This window comes from Cupriavidus sp. FW305-3-2-15-C-LB2 (assembly GCF_058787575.1).
Window position 1 is genome coordinate 1 of sequence record NZ_JBYSZW010000097.1, and the last position, 13,325, is coordinate 13,325.

The 13,325-nt window shown below is 70.5% G+C and carries 9 protein-coding genes; 3 read left to right on the forward strand and 6 right to left on the reverse strand.

Features of this window, described 5'->3' with window-relative positions:
* The 6 genes from AC3WRR_RS35570 to AC3WRR_RS35595 all read right to left on the reverse strand — a co-directional run.
* The coding region (locus AC3WRR_RS35570; protein WP_492299529.1) for a hybrid sensor histidine kinase/response regulator at positions 1–5,808 on the reverse strand (5,808 nt) is incomplete at its 3' end.
* A gap of 145 nt (positions 5,809–5,953) precedes the next feature.
* The gene (locus AC3WRR_RS35575) at positions 5,954–8,167 is read right to left on the reverse strand and encodes a methyl-accepting chemotaxis protein (RefSeq protein ID WP_492299531.1); all 2,214 of its coding nucleotides are present in this window, start codon (positions 8,165–8,167) and stop codon (positions 5,954–5,956) included.
* A 119-nt stretch (positions 8,168–8,286) separates the two neighbouring features.
* On the reverse strand, positions 8,287–8,847 hold the full coding sequence (locus AC3WRR_RS35580) for a chemotaxis protein CheW (protein ID WP_011614670.1): 561 nt from the start codon (positions 8,845–8,847) through the stop codon (positions 8,287–8,289).
* Positions 8,848–8,902: 55 nt separating this feature from the next.
* Positions 8,903–9,274, reverse strand: a complete 372-nt coding sequence (locus AC3WRR_RS35585; protein ID WP_010813015.1) for a response regulator — start codon at positions 9,272–9,274, stop codon at positions 8,903–8,905.
* A gap of 43 nt (positions 9,275–9,317) precedes the next feature.
* Complete coding sequence (locus AC3WRR_RS35590) at positions 9,318–9,809, reverse strand: response regulator (protein ID WP_010813016.1); 492 nt, start codon at positions 9,807–9,809, stop codon at positions 9,318–9,320.
* 329 nt (positions 9,810–10,138) lie between these two features.
* Positions 10,139–10,309: a rubredoxin gene (locus tag AC3WRR_RS35595; protein ID WP_010813017.1), complete on the reverse strand. Its 171-nt coding sequence runs from the start codon at positions 10,307–10,309 to the stop codon at positions 10,139–10,141.
* A 240-nt stretch (positions 10,310–10,549) separates the two neighbouring features.
* On the opposite strand from AC3WRR_RS35595, the gene hemL reads away from it, so the two are divergent.
* From hemL to AC3WRR_RS35610, 3 genes are all read left to right on the forward strand, one after another.
* Complete coding sequence (gene hemL, locus AC3WRR_RS35600; RefSeq protein WP_010813018.1) at positions 10,550–11,842, forward strand: glutamate-1-semialdehyde 2,1-aminomutase; 1,293 nt, start codon at positions 10,550–10,552, stop codon at positions 11,840–11,842.
* A gap of 100 nt (positions 11,843–11,942) precedes the next feature.
* Positions 11,943–12,569, forward strand: coding sequence for a LemA family protein (locus AC3WRR_RS35605; protein WP_011614669.1), 627 nt, complete (start codon positions 11,943–11,945; stop codon positions 12,567–12,569).
* A gap of 13 nt (positions 12,570–12,582) precedes the next feature.
* Positions 12,583–13,325: TPM domain-containing protein (locus AC3WRR_RS35610; RefSeq protein WP_492299533.1), on the forward strand; the 743-nt coding region annotated here is incomplete at its 3' end.

Genomic DNA, 13,325 nt, shown 5'->3' on the forward strand with positions numbered 1-13,325 from the left:
CCCCAGCATCTGCCCCACCGACCCCGCCGTACCGGCCGCCCGTTCACCCAGCAACCGATGCAGCGTGCCCAGCAGCTCATCCTCGTTGTAAGGCTTGCCCAGGTACACGTTGACGCCGATCTCCTCGGCATAGCGGCGGTGCTTGTCGGCCGTGCGCGAGGTGATCATCACCAGCGGCATATGCGCGGTGCGCGCGTCGGAGCGCACGTTGCGGGTCAGGTCGAAGCCGTCCATGTGCGGCATCTCGATGTCGACCAGCATCGCGTCCGGCATGACATCCTGCAGTTGCTTGAGCGCATCCACACCGTCGCGCGCCAGCACCACCTGGTAGCCGGCGCGGCTCAGCAGGCGCTGGGTGGCCTTGCGCACGGTCAGCGAGTCATCCACCACCATCACGGTCGGCTGCACCGCCAGGCCGCGCACCGGCTCGGTGGTGCCGTCGCTCGCCAGTTCCGCAACCGCGCCCATCCGCGCCTGCACGGCAGGCGTCTGCGGCAAGGCCTGCGGCACCGGCTGGCCGCGTTCGCGCACCAAGCGCTGCGCCAGCACCACCGGGTTGTAGATCAGCACGATCTCGCCATCGCCCAGCGTGGTCGCGCCGGCAATGCCTTCCAGGCGTGCCAGGTGCGGGCCGATATGCTTGACCACCACTTCGCGGTTGCCGACCACATCGTCAACATGCACCGCCACGCGCTCGGCGCCGCTGCGCACCAGCACCACCGGCGAATACTTGCGCCCGGCCGCGACCGCGTTGCCTTCCTCCAGCAGCGCGCCGAAGTAGAAGAACGGCACCTCGGCGCCGGCCACAGTGAGGCGGCCCTGGTTGTAGGCATCCAGCAGTGCCGGGGCGCGCAGCTGCTGGACCTGGTCGATCATGCCGCTGGGAACGGCATAGCGCCGCGCGCCCAGCGAGATCACCAGCACCTGCGTGATCGCCGTGGTCAGCGGCAGGTGCACCGTGAAGGTGGTGCCCTGCCCGGGCTTAGACTCCAGCGTGATGCGTCCGCCCAGCGCCACGGTCTCGGCGCGCACCACGTCCATGCCCACGCCGCGGCCGGCCAGCTCCGACACCGCGTCGGCGGTGGAGAAGCCCGGCGCAAAGATCAGCTCGGTCAGGCGCGCTTCGCTGGCGTCGTCGTCCGGCGCCAGCAGGCGGCGCTCGACCGCGCGCGCGCGGATGCGCTCCAGGTCCAGCCCGCCGCCGTCATCGACGAAATTCAGCACCACCTCGTTGCCTTCCTGCTGCACCTCCAGCGTCAGCGCACCAGTGGCGGCCTTGCCCGCGGCGCGGCGCGGCGCGGCGGCCTCGATGCCGTGCACCACCGCGTTGCGGATCAGGTGCTCGATCGGGCCGGCCATGCGGTCCAGCACCGAGCGGTCGATTTCCACGGTGCCGCCCTTGATCAGCAGGCGCACTTCCTTGCCGGTCTCGGCCGCGGCCTGGCGTGCCACGCGGTAGAGGCGCTCGGCCAGCGCGTCGAACTGCACCATGCGCGCCTGCATCAGCCCGCGCTGCAAGCCGCGCGTCAGGCGCGCCTGCGCCGCCAGGTCGCCGGCGGCGCGGTCAAAGCCGCGCTGCAGGTTCTGCTCGACGGTGGCCACGTCGTTGACCGACTCGGCCATCATCCGCGTCAGCTCCTGGAAGCGCGTGAAGCGGTCGAACTCAAGCGGGTCGAATTCCTGCTTGTGCTGCGCGTCGGCAATGCGCGACGCCATCTGCGATTCGGCCTGGATCTCGATTTCACGCAACTGCCCGCGCAGGCGCGCGACGTTGTCGTTCAGTTCGCCCAGGTAGGCGCGCATCGCCTCCAGTTCGCTGTCCAGGCGCGCGCGCGTGGCGCCGACTTCGCCGGCTTCGTTGATCAGCGTGTCGAGCGCGCGCGCCTGCACGCGCACCAGCGCGCGTTGCGGCTCGGCGGGCACGGCCGGCGGCATCGCCACCATCACGTCTGCCGGCCCCGGCATGGCGGGCAGGCTGGCGGCGGGCACCGCCTCGACGACGGTATCCGCCTGCGGCAGCGGCGCATCGGCCTGCGCTTGCTCGGGCACCTCGGCCAGGCCGTTGACCACGTCCGGATCGTCCGCGGGCAGCAGGCGGCCAGTCGGCAGCGCCTCGACATGCGCCAGGATGCGGTCGTACCAGGCATAGAGCCGCTCGAACAGCTTTGGCCCGACGGCCTGCTGCCCCTGCCCGCGCAGGCTGGCGTCGAGCAGCGTCTCCATTTCATGCGCGGCCTGGCCCAGCGCCATGGCACCCGCCATGCGCGCACTGCCCTTGAGCGTATGCAGCGCGCGCAGCACCAGGCCGCCGTGACGCGAGTCTTCCGGGGCGGCTTCCCAGCCGCGCAGCAGCTTGCCCAGCTCGGGCAGCGTGCCTTGTGCCTCTTCCAGGAAGATCTGGACCAGCGCGGGATCCGGCGCGGCGCCCTCGTCCGCTACCGGCGCAGCGGGCGCCCGGTGCGGGGTCGGCAGCGCGATAACCACCGCGTCATGCGGCACTGCCGGCGGCTCCGGCTGGTCTTCCTGCGCGGGCGGCAACTGGCCCAGCAGCTGCGCCACCGAACCGTCCGGCTCGGCCGGCGCCTGCGGCGCGGGCACCGCCACGCGCGGACGCAGCAGCGCGCGCTCGCCAAACTCAACCAGGCTGCGGCGCAGGCCGGCATCGGCATCCGGCCAGACGCCCGCGGCAAACTGGTGCAGCATGCCGCGCAGGCGCTCGACCGCCTGCTCCAGCAGGCGGAAATCGCCAGGGTGCATCGCCACCGGGTGCGAGCCCAGCTGCAGCAGCAGGGCCTCCAGCGCCTCGGCGATCTCACGCACGGGTTCCAGGCCGACAGTGGACGCACTGCCCTGGAGCGTGTGGGCAACGCGCAGCCCCAGCTCGCTCGGGCACGGATGGCCTTCATGCCGCCATTCGGAGATGTCGGTGGCGAACTGGCGCAGCAGGTCGTCGGCCTCCTGCAGGTAGACGTTGTAGAGCGCCAGGCCGATGCGCACCGGCCCGATCACCTTGTAGTGGTCGTCCTCGCCCGACAGGCCGCCGGACAGGCGGAACGGGATCACATTGTCTTCGCCGTGCCCGACCGCATCGGCGCCGGTGTGACCGGCGGCGTCGACGGCCGGCCAGGGCGGCGCTTCCGCAGCCGCGCCGGGCAGTACTGGCAGTTCATCCGCGGCCTGCGCGGCGCCCGGGTCGCGCACCGCTTCGGCGGCTGCCACCAGCGGCGCGATGTCGTGCCAGGTTGCCGCATCGCGATGCAGCTGTGCCGCCCATGCCGACAACTCGGCATGGGCGCGGCGCAGCAGCGCCAGCAGCGCGGGCACCGGCTCGCGCGCTTCGGCAATCCACAGGTTCATGACCTGCTCGACCGCCCACGCCGCTTCGCCATAGCGATGCAGGCCGACCATGCGGCTGGAGCCCTTGAGCGTGTGAAAGGCGCGCCGCACGCGGCTGAGGGTATCGGCATCGTGCAGCGCCTCAACGCCCGAGCCGAGGTCGCCGGCGATGCCGCCCAGGACCTCGTCGGCTTCGTTCAGGAAGATGTCGAGCAGTTCGGCGTCCAGCGCCGACTTGTCGCCGTCAGCCGGCAGGCCTTGCGCCGCGGGCGGCGCGGCTGCGGGTGCCGCCGCCCGTGCCGGCTCGGCCAGTGCCAGTGCCAGCCTGCCGGCCGCATCATCGCTGCCGGCCAGCCAGGCATTGCATTGCATGGTGGCTTCGGCGGCCTGGCGGCGCAGCGCGGCATCGTCATCGATGGTGGCCTGGTCGGCCAGCGCCTGCAGCGCGGCACGCAGGCGCTGCACTGGCGGCGCATCGGGAACGGGGCCAGCCTGGATCGCCTCGGCCGCGGCGGCGCGCGCGGCGGCCAGCGGATGCTGCGCAGCGCGCGGCGCATCGGGCTCGCCGGCCTCGGCAAGCGTATCGGCCCGACGCACGCGGCCGAATTCCAGCGCATCGGCAAAGGCATGGACCGCGCCCAGCTCGGCTGCGACCTCGCCCAGCAGCGCGGCGCGCGCACTGGCATCAGCGAGTTCGCCCGAAACGGCCAGCCGCGCATTGACGGACTGCACCGCGGCGGCGGCCTGCGCGGCATCGCCCACCAGCGCTGCAGGCAGCGCGGCGGACGACTGCAATTGCGCCAGCGTGGCGCCAAGCGCGGCGAAGGCCTGGCAGGCATCGCGCAAGTGGCCTGCGCCTTCGGCGCGGGCCGCGTTGCGGTCGAAGCTGTCCAGCCACGATTCACCGCTGTCCAGCTGCGCCCGCAGCTGCGTCACGGCCTCGCTGCGCAGCGCCTGGGCGCGCGCCTCGTCGACCATGCCCGCAAGCCACGCGGGCGCGCTCGCGGCGGGATCGGCCAGGCATGTCGCCAGCGCCTCGCACTGCGCGGCAAAACGCGCCGCCGCCGGATGGGCGGATTGCCCGTGCACGCGCCACGGCAGCGCCAGCGCGCGCGCCAGGAACAACGCGATGCCGGCGGCGCCCAGCGCCTCGCCGCGGTGGTGCTGCCCGCCGTGCATGGCCGCCTGCGCCAGGCAGCGCTGCAGCGCCGGCTGCCCGAGCGGCTGCGCGGCTTCGGCCAGCGCGGCCAGCGCGGTTTCCCAGCCGGCCGGCTCGCCCGCGGCGGCGTGCTCGAGCCCAGCGGCGGCGTGCTGCAGGTTGCGCGTGTCGATCGGGTCGAGCCAGCCGTAATAGCGCTGACGGAAGTCCGCATTGGCAAGCGCGTGCGCGGGGTCGAGGCGGAACGCCGCGAGCGTGCGCGCAATATCGGCACGCAATGCGGCACGCGGCTCAGCCACGCCATCGTCGTCACCGGCCCCGTCGCGGGCGAGGCCGGTGCAGACCAGCAGGAACACCGCGTCGTTGAGCAGCGCCTGCGGCACGCGCACATGGCCCTGCAGGTACTGGCGCAGCAGCAGGTTGGCGCGGCCGGCAAAGCGCTTGGCCAGCAGGTCGGAAGGCAACAGGCCAAGGCCCAGCGCGCGGAACACCAGCCCCAGCACATGCCAGACCCCGCGATCCGGATGATCCGCCGCGCGGCGCGCCTCCTGCTCATTGGCGCGCACCTCGTCCAGCGCAGCGCACAGCGGCAGCCAGGCTTCGCGCAGCAGCGCCGCGTCGGTGCACGGCGCAGGCAGGCGCAATGCCTTGAGCAAGGCCGATTCAAACTGCTGGCGCGCACGCATGACCGGCGCCGGGCCCTTCGCCGGCAGCAGCATGCCGGGCAGCATCTGCAGCTCATCGAGCCACAGGTCGGCCGGATGCACGCGCTCTTCGCCCAGGTGCGCCAGCACGCCCGCGTAGGGCTGGAACAGGCGCAGCGGCGCTTCATCGTCACCGGCCATCAGGTCGTCGACATACTCGGCCAATGCCTGCACGCCGGCGCGGAATACCGCCAGCGCCTCGGGGCCGGCGGCAACGGTGCCGGCGTCGATGGCTTCGAGCAGGCGGCGCAGGGCCTGGCAATACGGATCGGTGCCGCGCAGCCCGACGATATGCACCGCGCCGGCGGCCTGGTGCAGGTGCTGGCCGGCCAGCCGCAGCGAGGTGGTGTCGCGCGCGCCCAGCGCTTCGGGCGCCTGGCGGACCTCGTCGACATAGTGGCCAAGCTCGGCGGCGGCGTCTTCGAGCGCGCTGCGCAGGCTGGGCGCAAGCCACGCCAGGCCGGACAGGTCGCGCGCGGGGGCGCCTGGATCGGGAACAGCTGGCGCGCTGGCGGACGGCGGCGTCGGAGCCGGCTCGGGCACGGCGCTGGCTTCAGCCGGTGCGCCGGCTGCGGCGCCATCGCGCGGGACAGGGAAATTCAGGGACATGACGGCTTCCAGTGCGGCGCCCGATGGGCGGCCGCGGGCAACCTGCCGCAACAGGCGGCAGGCGCGGAGTTGGCATGGAGCGCGTGGCCGCTAAGCCCGGTCGGGCCGCGGTGCGCGGAAGCGGTCGCGGGCGTCATCCGGCCACTCAGGCGATCTTGAATCGCGACACGGAGTTGCGCAGCTCTTCGGACAGCAGCGTCAGCTGGCGCACCGACTGCGCAGTCTGGCGCGTGCCGGTGGTGGTCTGCTCGGTGACCTGCAGGATGCGTTCGATATGGCGGGCCACGGTGGTGGCCAGGTCGGCCTCGTGCGAGGTGGACTGCGAGATCTGCTCGATCAGCTCGGCCAGCTGGCGCGACACGCGCCCGATCTCGACCAGTGCGGCGCCGGCGTTGTCCGACAGCCGCGCCCCTTCGACCACGCCCTGCGTGCTGCGCTCCATGGCGTGCACCGCGTCCTGGGTATCGGTCTGGATGGTGCGGATCAGCGCGCCGATCTGCTTGGTGGCCTCGCCGGAGCGTTCGGCCAGCCGCTGCACTTCTTCGGCCACCACCGAGAAGCCGCGCCCGGCCTCGCCCGCGGACGCGGCCTGAATGGCGGCGTTCAGTGCCAGCACGTTGGTCTGCTCGGTAATGTCCGAGATCAGCTCGACGATTTCACCGATCTCCTGCGACGACTCGCCCAGGCGCTTGATGCGCTTGGAGGTTTCCTGGATCTGCTCGCGGATGTCGTTCATGCCGGTGATGGCGTTCTGCACCGCCTGCTGGCCCTGCTCCGCGGCAGACAGCGAGGCACGCGCCACGTTGGCGGACTCGGCCGCGCCGCGCGACACCTGCGTGATGCGGTCAGCCATCTCCACCACCGATTCGCCGGTCTGGCGGATCTGGCGCGACTGCTCTTCGGTGGTCGACACCAGCTGGGTCGAGGTGGACTGCACCTGCCCCGAGGCCTGCGTCACCTCGCCGGCGGTCTGCTGCACCCGGCCGACCAGCTCGCGCAGTTCTTCCACGGTGTAATTGACCGAGTCGGCAATGGCGCCGGTGATGTCCTCGGTCACCGTGGCCTGGCGCGTCAGGTCGCCGTCGGCGATGTCCTGCAGTTCGTTCATCAGCTGCAGAATCGCCTTCTGGGTATTGTCGTTGTTGCGCTTTTCGTCCAGCCGGCGGGACTCGGCCTCGCGCTCGCGCGCCTCGGCTTCCAGCGCGCGCACGCGTGAGTCGCGCAGGTACAGCGCCGCCAGGCCTACCAGGCACAGCAGCGTCATGGCCGCCGACACCACGGTCGCGCCCAGCGTCACCGGGCGCACGCGCGCCGATTGCGCGTAGGCGCGCTGCAGCGCCGAGAGTTCGCCGCGCAGCGCCTCGTTGTCGTTGAAGATCTGCTGCTGCGCGCGCTTGGCGGCAATCAGGCCGGGCAGGTTCTGCAGGATTGTCTGCGTGGTTTTCTGCACCGCTTCAAAGCGCTGCGACAGCTGCTTCAGGTAGCCGCGCGTTTCTTCGTCGGCGGCCGCCGACAGGCGCAGCGCCTCGCTGCCGTTGAGCAGGCCGTCCAGCGATTCGCGGAAGGTGTTGGTGTCCTTGCCCAGCAGGAACGCGGTTTCGGGGTTGACGCCTTCGCCGGCCAGGAACTCGTTCAGGTTCTTGCCCAGGCGCTGCGTCAGCATCACCAGCTGCGCCGACGCCGCCACCTCGCGCGCGTTGGCGCCGGACTGCAGCTTGATTGCCGCGACCTGTTCGGCGGATTCCAGCAGCTCGGGGTTGGAAGCATTGAAGATCTGCAGCGTCTGGCCAATGGTGTTCAGCACCGGCTGCTGCGCCAGCACGTCGGCGGCGCTTTTCTCGGAGCGCTTCCACGATTGCATCGCGGTCTCGAGCAGCGGTTCGGCCGCGCCGGTGGTGGCGCGCACGCGCTTCTCGTCGCTGCCTTCCTGCAGCGCCTTCAGGTCGCCCGCCAGCGCGTCTTTCGACTGGCGCAGCTGCGTGAAGGCCTGCGCATTGCCCAGCAGCGCCACCGGCACCGCCTTGCCCAGGCGCTGCGAGTGCATCAGCATGTCGCCGGCGATCTCGATCTGCGCGGCGGCGTTGTTGGCGATGCGGTTGTCCAGGTACACCGAGCCCAGCAGCGCCACCAGCGACACCACCACGCCCACCGTCAGCAGCCGCTGCTGCGACGAGAACGGCATGCGCCCAAGCCAGCGCGTGACATGCTCCATTGGCGCGGCGCCCAGGCCGTCGGCGGATGGGGGTGCCGGTGCGGGTTCCGGGCCGCCGGCATAGGCCATGCCGGGCCCGCCCGCCAGGCCGGTGGCTGCTTCGGCTGCCGGCGTGCGCCGGCCCAGGCTGAATTTCTTGAAACCCATGGCACCCTCTTCCATTTAATCGTTGTCATGCCCGGCGGCTCGTGCCGGGTGCGGCAGGCAGTGGCCTGCGCGTCATTCTTGTTTCTTGTTATTGGCGGCGCGGTGGCGGGCCTCAGGCCTCAGGCCGTAACCCGTCCCACCTGCAGGAAGGCCGGCGCGTCCAACAGCGCGCGCACGTCCAGCACCTGCCAGTCACGCCCGTCGCGGTCGGCAAAGCGTTGCCCTTCCCATGCCGGCGTGCCGGCCGGCGGCGGCGCCGCATCGCCGTGCGGCAGGCTCAGGTCGGCGGCATGGCGCAAACCCGCCACGCGCGTGGCCAGGATCGCGCAGGCGCGCTCCACCTGGCGCGACAGCACCACGATCTTGCTGCCGGGCTGCAGTGGCGTTGGCGCGCCGCCGCAGAACAGGCTGAAATCAATCACGCCTAGCAGGCTGCCGCGCGCATTGACCAGGCCGCTGTACCACGGCTGCGTCAGCGGCACCGGGCTGGGCGGGCGCATGTCGAGCACTTCGCCGGTATCGGCCAGCGGCAGCAGCCAGTTGCGCGCGCCCACCTGCAGCGCCAGGTAGCTGTCGGCCGCGGGCAGGCTGCGCGCCTCGCGCAGGCGCCGGGCCAGCATGGCCTGGTAGTCCTGCAGGCGAGTCTGGCGGGCGCGGAGGTCTTGGCGTGGCGCGTTCATCTGGCGGTCCCCGGAACAGGTGGCAGTGGCTTCCCGTACGGCCTGCGCTGGCAGCTCAGTGCGCCAGCGCGGCAATCTTGCCCAGCAGCTCTTCGCCGTCGACGGGCTTGACGATGTAGTCCGACGCGCCCTGGCGCATGCCCCAGATGCGGTCGGTGTCCAGGCCCTTGCTGGTGCACATGATCACGGGGATGTCCTTGAAGCGGTCGTCGCGCTTGATCGCGCGGGTGGCCTGGTAGCCGTTCTGGCCAGGCATCACCACGTCCATCAGGATCAGGTCGAAGCTCTCGGCCTGCAGGCGCGCGAAGGCCTGGTCGCTGTTGCTGGCAACCGAGACCTTGAAGCCGCGCTTGCCGAGCAGGTCGGACATGAACAGGGCTTCGGTGGGGGAGTCGTCGACGATCAGGATCTTGTTGATGGCAGTCATGAGGTTTTCCTTCGATTCGTACATGGCGTCGCGTGCATGCGCTTCAGGCAGGCAGCACGTGGCCCGCGGCCTGGCATGGCAGGCAGGCCTGCACGGCGTGCAGCAGCGCTTCGCGGGTAAAAGGCTTGGCAAGATGGTCGTGCGCGCCGACCAGGCGGCCGCGCGAGCGGTCGAACACGCCGTCGCGCGAGGACAGCATGATCACGGGGATGGCGTGAAAGCGCGGACTTTTCTTGATCAGGGAGCAGGTCTGGTACCCGTCCAGGCGGGGCATCAGGATGTCGCAGAAGACCAGGTCCGGGTGCAGCTCGCCCACCTTGGCGAGCGCCTCGAAGCCGTCTTCGGCCAGCACCACCTGGTATCCCGCCTGCGACAGGAAGATCTCCGCGGTGCGGCGGATGGTGCTGGAATCATCGATGACCAGCACCTTGCGGCGCGGCTGCGCCGTGGTGTCCGGAATGGAAACGCCAGGCGCCAGACCCTGGGCGCCGGCGGTATTGACCCGCTGGTTTTCTTCTGTTTGAGCGACCCGCATTGTTGTTCCCGCGACCAGCTGCCCCTTGCGGAGCGCCGGCAAGCACTAGAGAACACCCGCGCGGAGCAGCGCGACCCATGCGCGCCCCGACGGACCCCCGACAATTCTTGTTTCCCTTCCAAGGCCGGGCTGTGCCCGGCAGTGGCGGTGCGTGGAACCCGCACCTGCCTACCGTCCTCCCCACCAGCGGCAGAGGGACGGGCAGTCATTTTGCAACAGAGTGTGACAAGACGCCGGGGGGCCGTCAATCGGGGCCGGCCGCGGCCAGCCAGCGTTTTGTCGCATCGGCGCGACGCGCGCCCGGTTATTGTTGTTCTGGGGACGTCGCCTCAGATGGCGACCATCTCGAAATCTTCCTTGCGCGCACCGCATTCCGGGCAGGTCCAGTTGATCGGCACGTCTTCCCACCGGGTTCCGGGGGCGATGCCGTCTTCCGGCGCGCCTGCGGCTTCATCGTAGATCCAGCCGCAGATCAGGCACATCCAAGTCTTGTATTCCATAACAGGCTCTGGCCACTCTCCATTAAAATCCAGCGCAGATGGTACCGAAACCGTGCCGCCGACGCCAGCCGGCGGCCGCCAGAATCGTGCCAGATCCGCCGTGTTCGCGCATGTTAGCGCCCTGTTAGCGCCTGATTGGCCGGCAATTGCAGCGAATTTCCGCTGTTTTTGCCGCATGTCAACGATAAGTCCCGGGCCGCCGCACACGATCCCAGCAGTCCTTGTCCTCACCTCAACGCCATGTCCCGTAATCAGCAGCTCTTCGACCGCGCCCAGCAGACCATTCCCGGGGGCGTCAACTCGCCCGTTCGCGCCTTCCGCTCGGTGGGCGGCACGCCGCGCTTCATCACGCGTGCCGAAGGCGCCTATATGTGGGACGCCGACGGGCAGCGCTATATCGACTACATCGGCTCCTGGGGCCCGATGATCGTGGGCCACGCCCACCCCGAAGTGGTGCGTGCGGTACAGGAAACCGCTGCGCACAGCTTCTCGTTCGGCGCCCCGACCGAGGCCGAGATCACCATGGCCGAGGAAATCTGCAAGCTGGTGCCGTCGATCGAGCAGGTGCGGCTGGTCTCCTCCGGCACCGAAGCCACCATGAGCGCACTGCGGCTGGCGCGCGGCTTCACCGGGCGCGACCTGATCATCAAGTTCGAAGGCTGCTACCACGGCCACGCCGACAGCCTGCTGGTCAAGGCCGGCTCCGGCCTGCTGACCTTTGCCGACACCACCCAGAACGCGCCGTCGTCGGCCGGCGTACCGGCCGACGTAACGCGCCACACCATGGTGCTGGAGTACAACAACGTCGAGCAGCTGGAACAGGCCTTCGCCAGGCATGCCGGCGAGATCGCCGCGGTGATCGTCGAGCCGGTGGCCGGCAACATGAACCTGGTGCGCGCCAGCGATGCCTTCCTGAAGGCCATGCGCGAGCTTTGCACCCGCGACGGCGCAGTGCTGATCCTGGACGAGGTCATGACCGGCTTCCGCGTGGCGCTGGGCGGCGCGCAGGCGCACTACGGCATCCGGCCCGACCTGACCTGCCTGGGCAAGGTGATCGGCGGCGGCATGCCGGCGGCGGCCTTCGGCGGGCGCCGCGACATCATGGCCAGGCTGGCGCCGCTGGGCGGCGTCTACCAGGCCGGCACGCTGTCGGGCAACCCGCTGGCGGTGGCCGCGGGCCTGGCCACGCTCAAGCTGATCCAGGCTCCCGGCTTCTATGACCGCCTGGCCAGCCAGACCCGCAAGCTGGCCGACGGCCTGGCCGAGGCCGCCAAGGCTGCGGGCGTACCGTTCGCGGCGGACGCCATCGGCGGCATGTTCGGGATCTACTTCCGCGAGGGCGTGCCGGGCAGCTTCGCCGAAGTGACCAGGAGCGACACCGCGCGCTTCAACCGCTTCTTCCACGCCATGCTGGATCACGGCGTCTACCTGGCGCCGTCGGCCTTCGAGGCCGGCTTTGTCTCGGCGCAGCATGACGACGCCATCCTGGCGGCCACGCTCGAGGCCGCGCGCAAGGCGTTCGCGGCGGGCTGAGGCCTTGCCAGGCAGGCGGCGCACCAGTGCGCCGCCTGCACCTCTGGCGACAAGGGCGGTGCGCTACACTTGGGTTTTCGTCCAACCCGCGGAGTCTCCGATGCGCGCTTCTTCGTCCCCCTCCTTGCCCGGCAGCTCGCCGATGCCGGTCTTGCGCTGGCTGCTGCTGGCGGTCATGGCCAGCCTGCTGTCCGCCTGCGGCTACAACGACTTCCAGGCCAAGGACGAGGCGGTCAAGGCAGCCTGGGGCGAAGTCATCAACCAGTACCAGCGCCGCGCCGACCTGATCCCGAACCTGGTCAACACGGTCAAGGGCTACGCCACGCACGAGCGTGAGACCCTCGAGGCCGTGACCAAGGCGCGCGCCGCCGCCACCAGCATCCAGGTCTCGCCCGAGACCCTGAACGACCCCGAAGCCTTCAAGCGCTTCCAGCAGGCCCAGGGCGAGCTGTCCAGCGCGCTGTCGCGCCTGCTGGCGGTGTCCGAGAACTACCCGCAACTGAAGGCCGACGCCTCGTTCCGCGACCTGCAATCGCAGCTCGAGGGCACCGAGAACCGCATCACCGTGGCCCGCCAGCGCTATATCGCCGCGGTGCAGCAGTACAACGTGCTGGCGCGCAGCTTCCCGACCAACCTGACGGCGATGATCTTCAAGTACCCGGTCAAACCGTCGTTCACGGTGGACAACGAGAAAGCCATCTCCACTCCGCCCGCAGTCAAATTCTGAGGCGGGCCACTCCATGGGCCACACCCCGCGCTCGCCCTGGCGGCACGCCTGGCTGGCGGCCGCCCTGCTCTGGCTGGCGGCATTGCTGGCCGGCCCGGCGCTGGCGGCAGACGGCTTCGTCGCGGTGCCGCCGCTGACCCAGCGCGTGACTGATCTGACCGGCACGCTGACGCCGCAGCAGCGCGGCGCGCTCGAGAACGTGCTGGCGGAATACGAGCAGCAGCGCGGCAGCCAGATCTTCGTGCTGATGGTGCCCACCACCGATCCAGAGCCGATCGATGCCTACAGCATCCGCGTGGCCGACGCCTGGCGCGCCGGGCGCAAGGGCATCGACGACGGCGTGATCGTGCTGATCGCCAAGGACAACCCGCCCGGGCTGCGCAAGATGCGGCTGGAGGTCGGGCGCGGCGTGCAAGGGTCTCTGACCGATGCCATGTCCAAGCGCATCCTGCAGGACGTGATGGCCCCGCACTTCCGCCAGAACGACTTCTACGGCGGGCTGGCGGCGGGGATCTCGGCGATCCAGGCCACCATCGACAAGGAAGGCCTGGCGGCACCGCAGCGCAAGGCGCAGCAATCGTCCGCGCTGGCCGAGTGGCTGCCGGCACTGCTGCCGCTGGCGATCATCGTGTTCTTCTTCCTCAGTGCCATCCTGCGCCGGCGCGGGCCGCAGATCGTCACCACCCGGCGCGGACGCGACATGATCGCCGGCGGCCTCGGCGGACTGGGTGGCTACACCATGGGGCAGGACTGGGG

Coding starts and splice junctions, on each gene's coding strand:
- AC3WRR_RS35575 (WP_492299531.1), bottom strand. CDS start 8,167: ATGGGTTTCAAGAAATTCAGCCTGGGCCGGCGCACGCCGGCAGCCGAA.
- AC3WRR_RS35580 (WP_011614670.1), bottom strand. CDS start 8,847: ATGAACGCGCCACGCCAAGACCTCCGCGCCCGCCAGACTCGCCTGCAG.
- AC3WRR_RS35585 (WP_010813015.1), bottom strand. CDS start 9,274: ATGACTGCCATCAACAAGATCCTGATCGTCGACGACTCCCCCACCGAA.
- AC3WRR_RS35590 (WP_010813016.1), bottom strand. CDS start 9,809: ATGCGGGTCGCTCAAACAGAAGAAAACCAGCGGGTCAATACCGCCGGC.
- AC3WRR_RS35595 (WP_010813017.1), bottom strand. CDS start 10,309: ATGGAATACAAGACTTGGATGTGCCTGATCTGCGGCTGGATCTACGAT.
- hemL (WP_010813018.1), top strand. CDS start 10,550: ATGTCCCGTAATCAGCAGCTCTTCGACCGCGCCCAGCAGACCATTCCC.
- AC3WRR_RS35605 (WP_011614669.1), top strand. CDS start 11,943: ATGCGCGCTTCTTCGTCCCCCTCCTTGCCCGGCAGCTCGCCGATGCCG.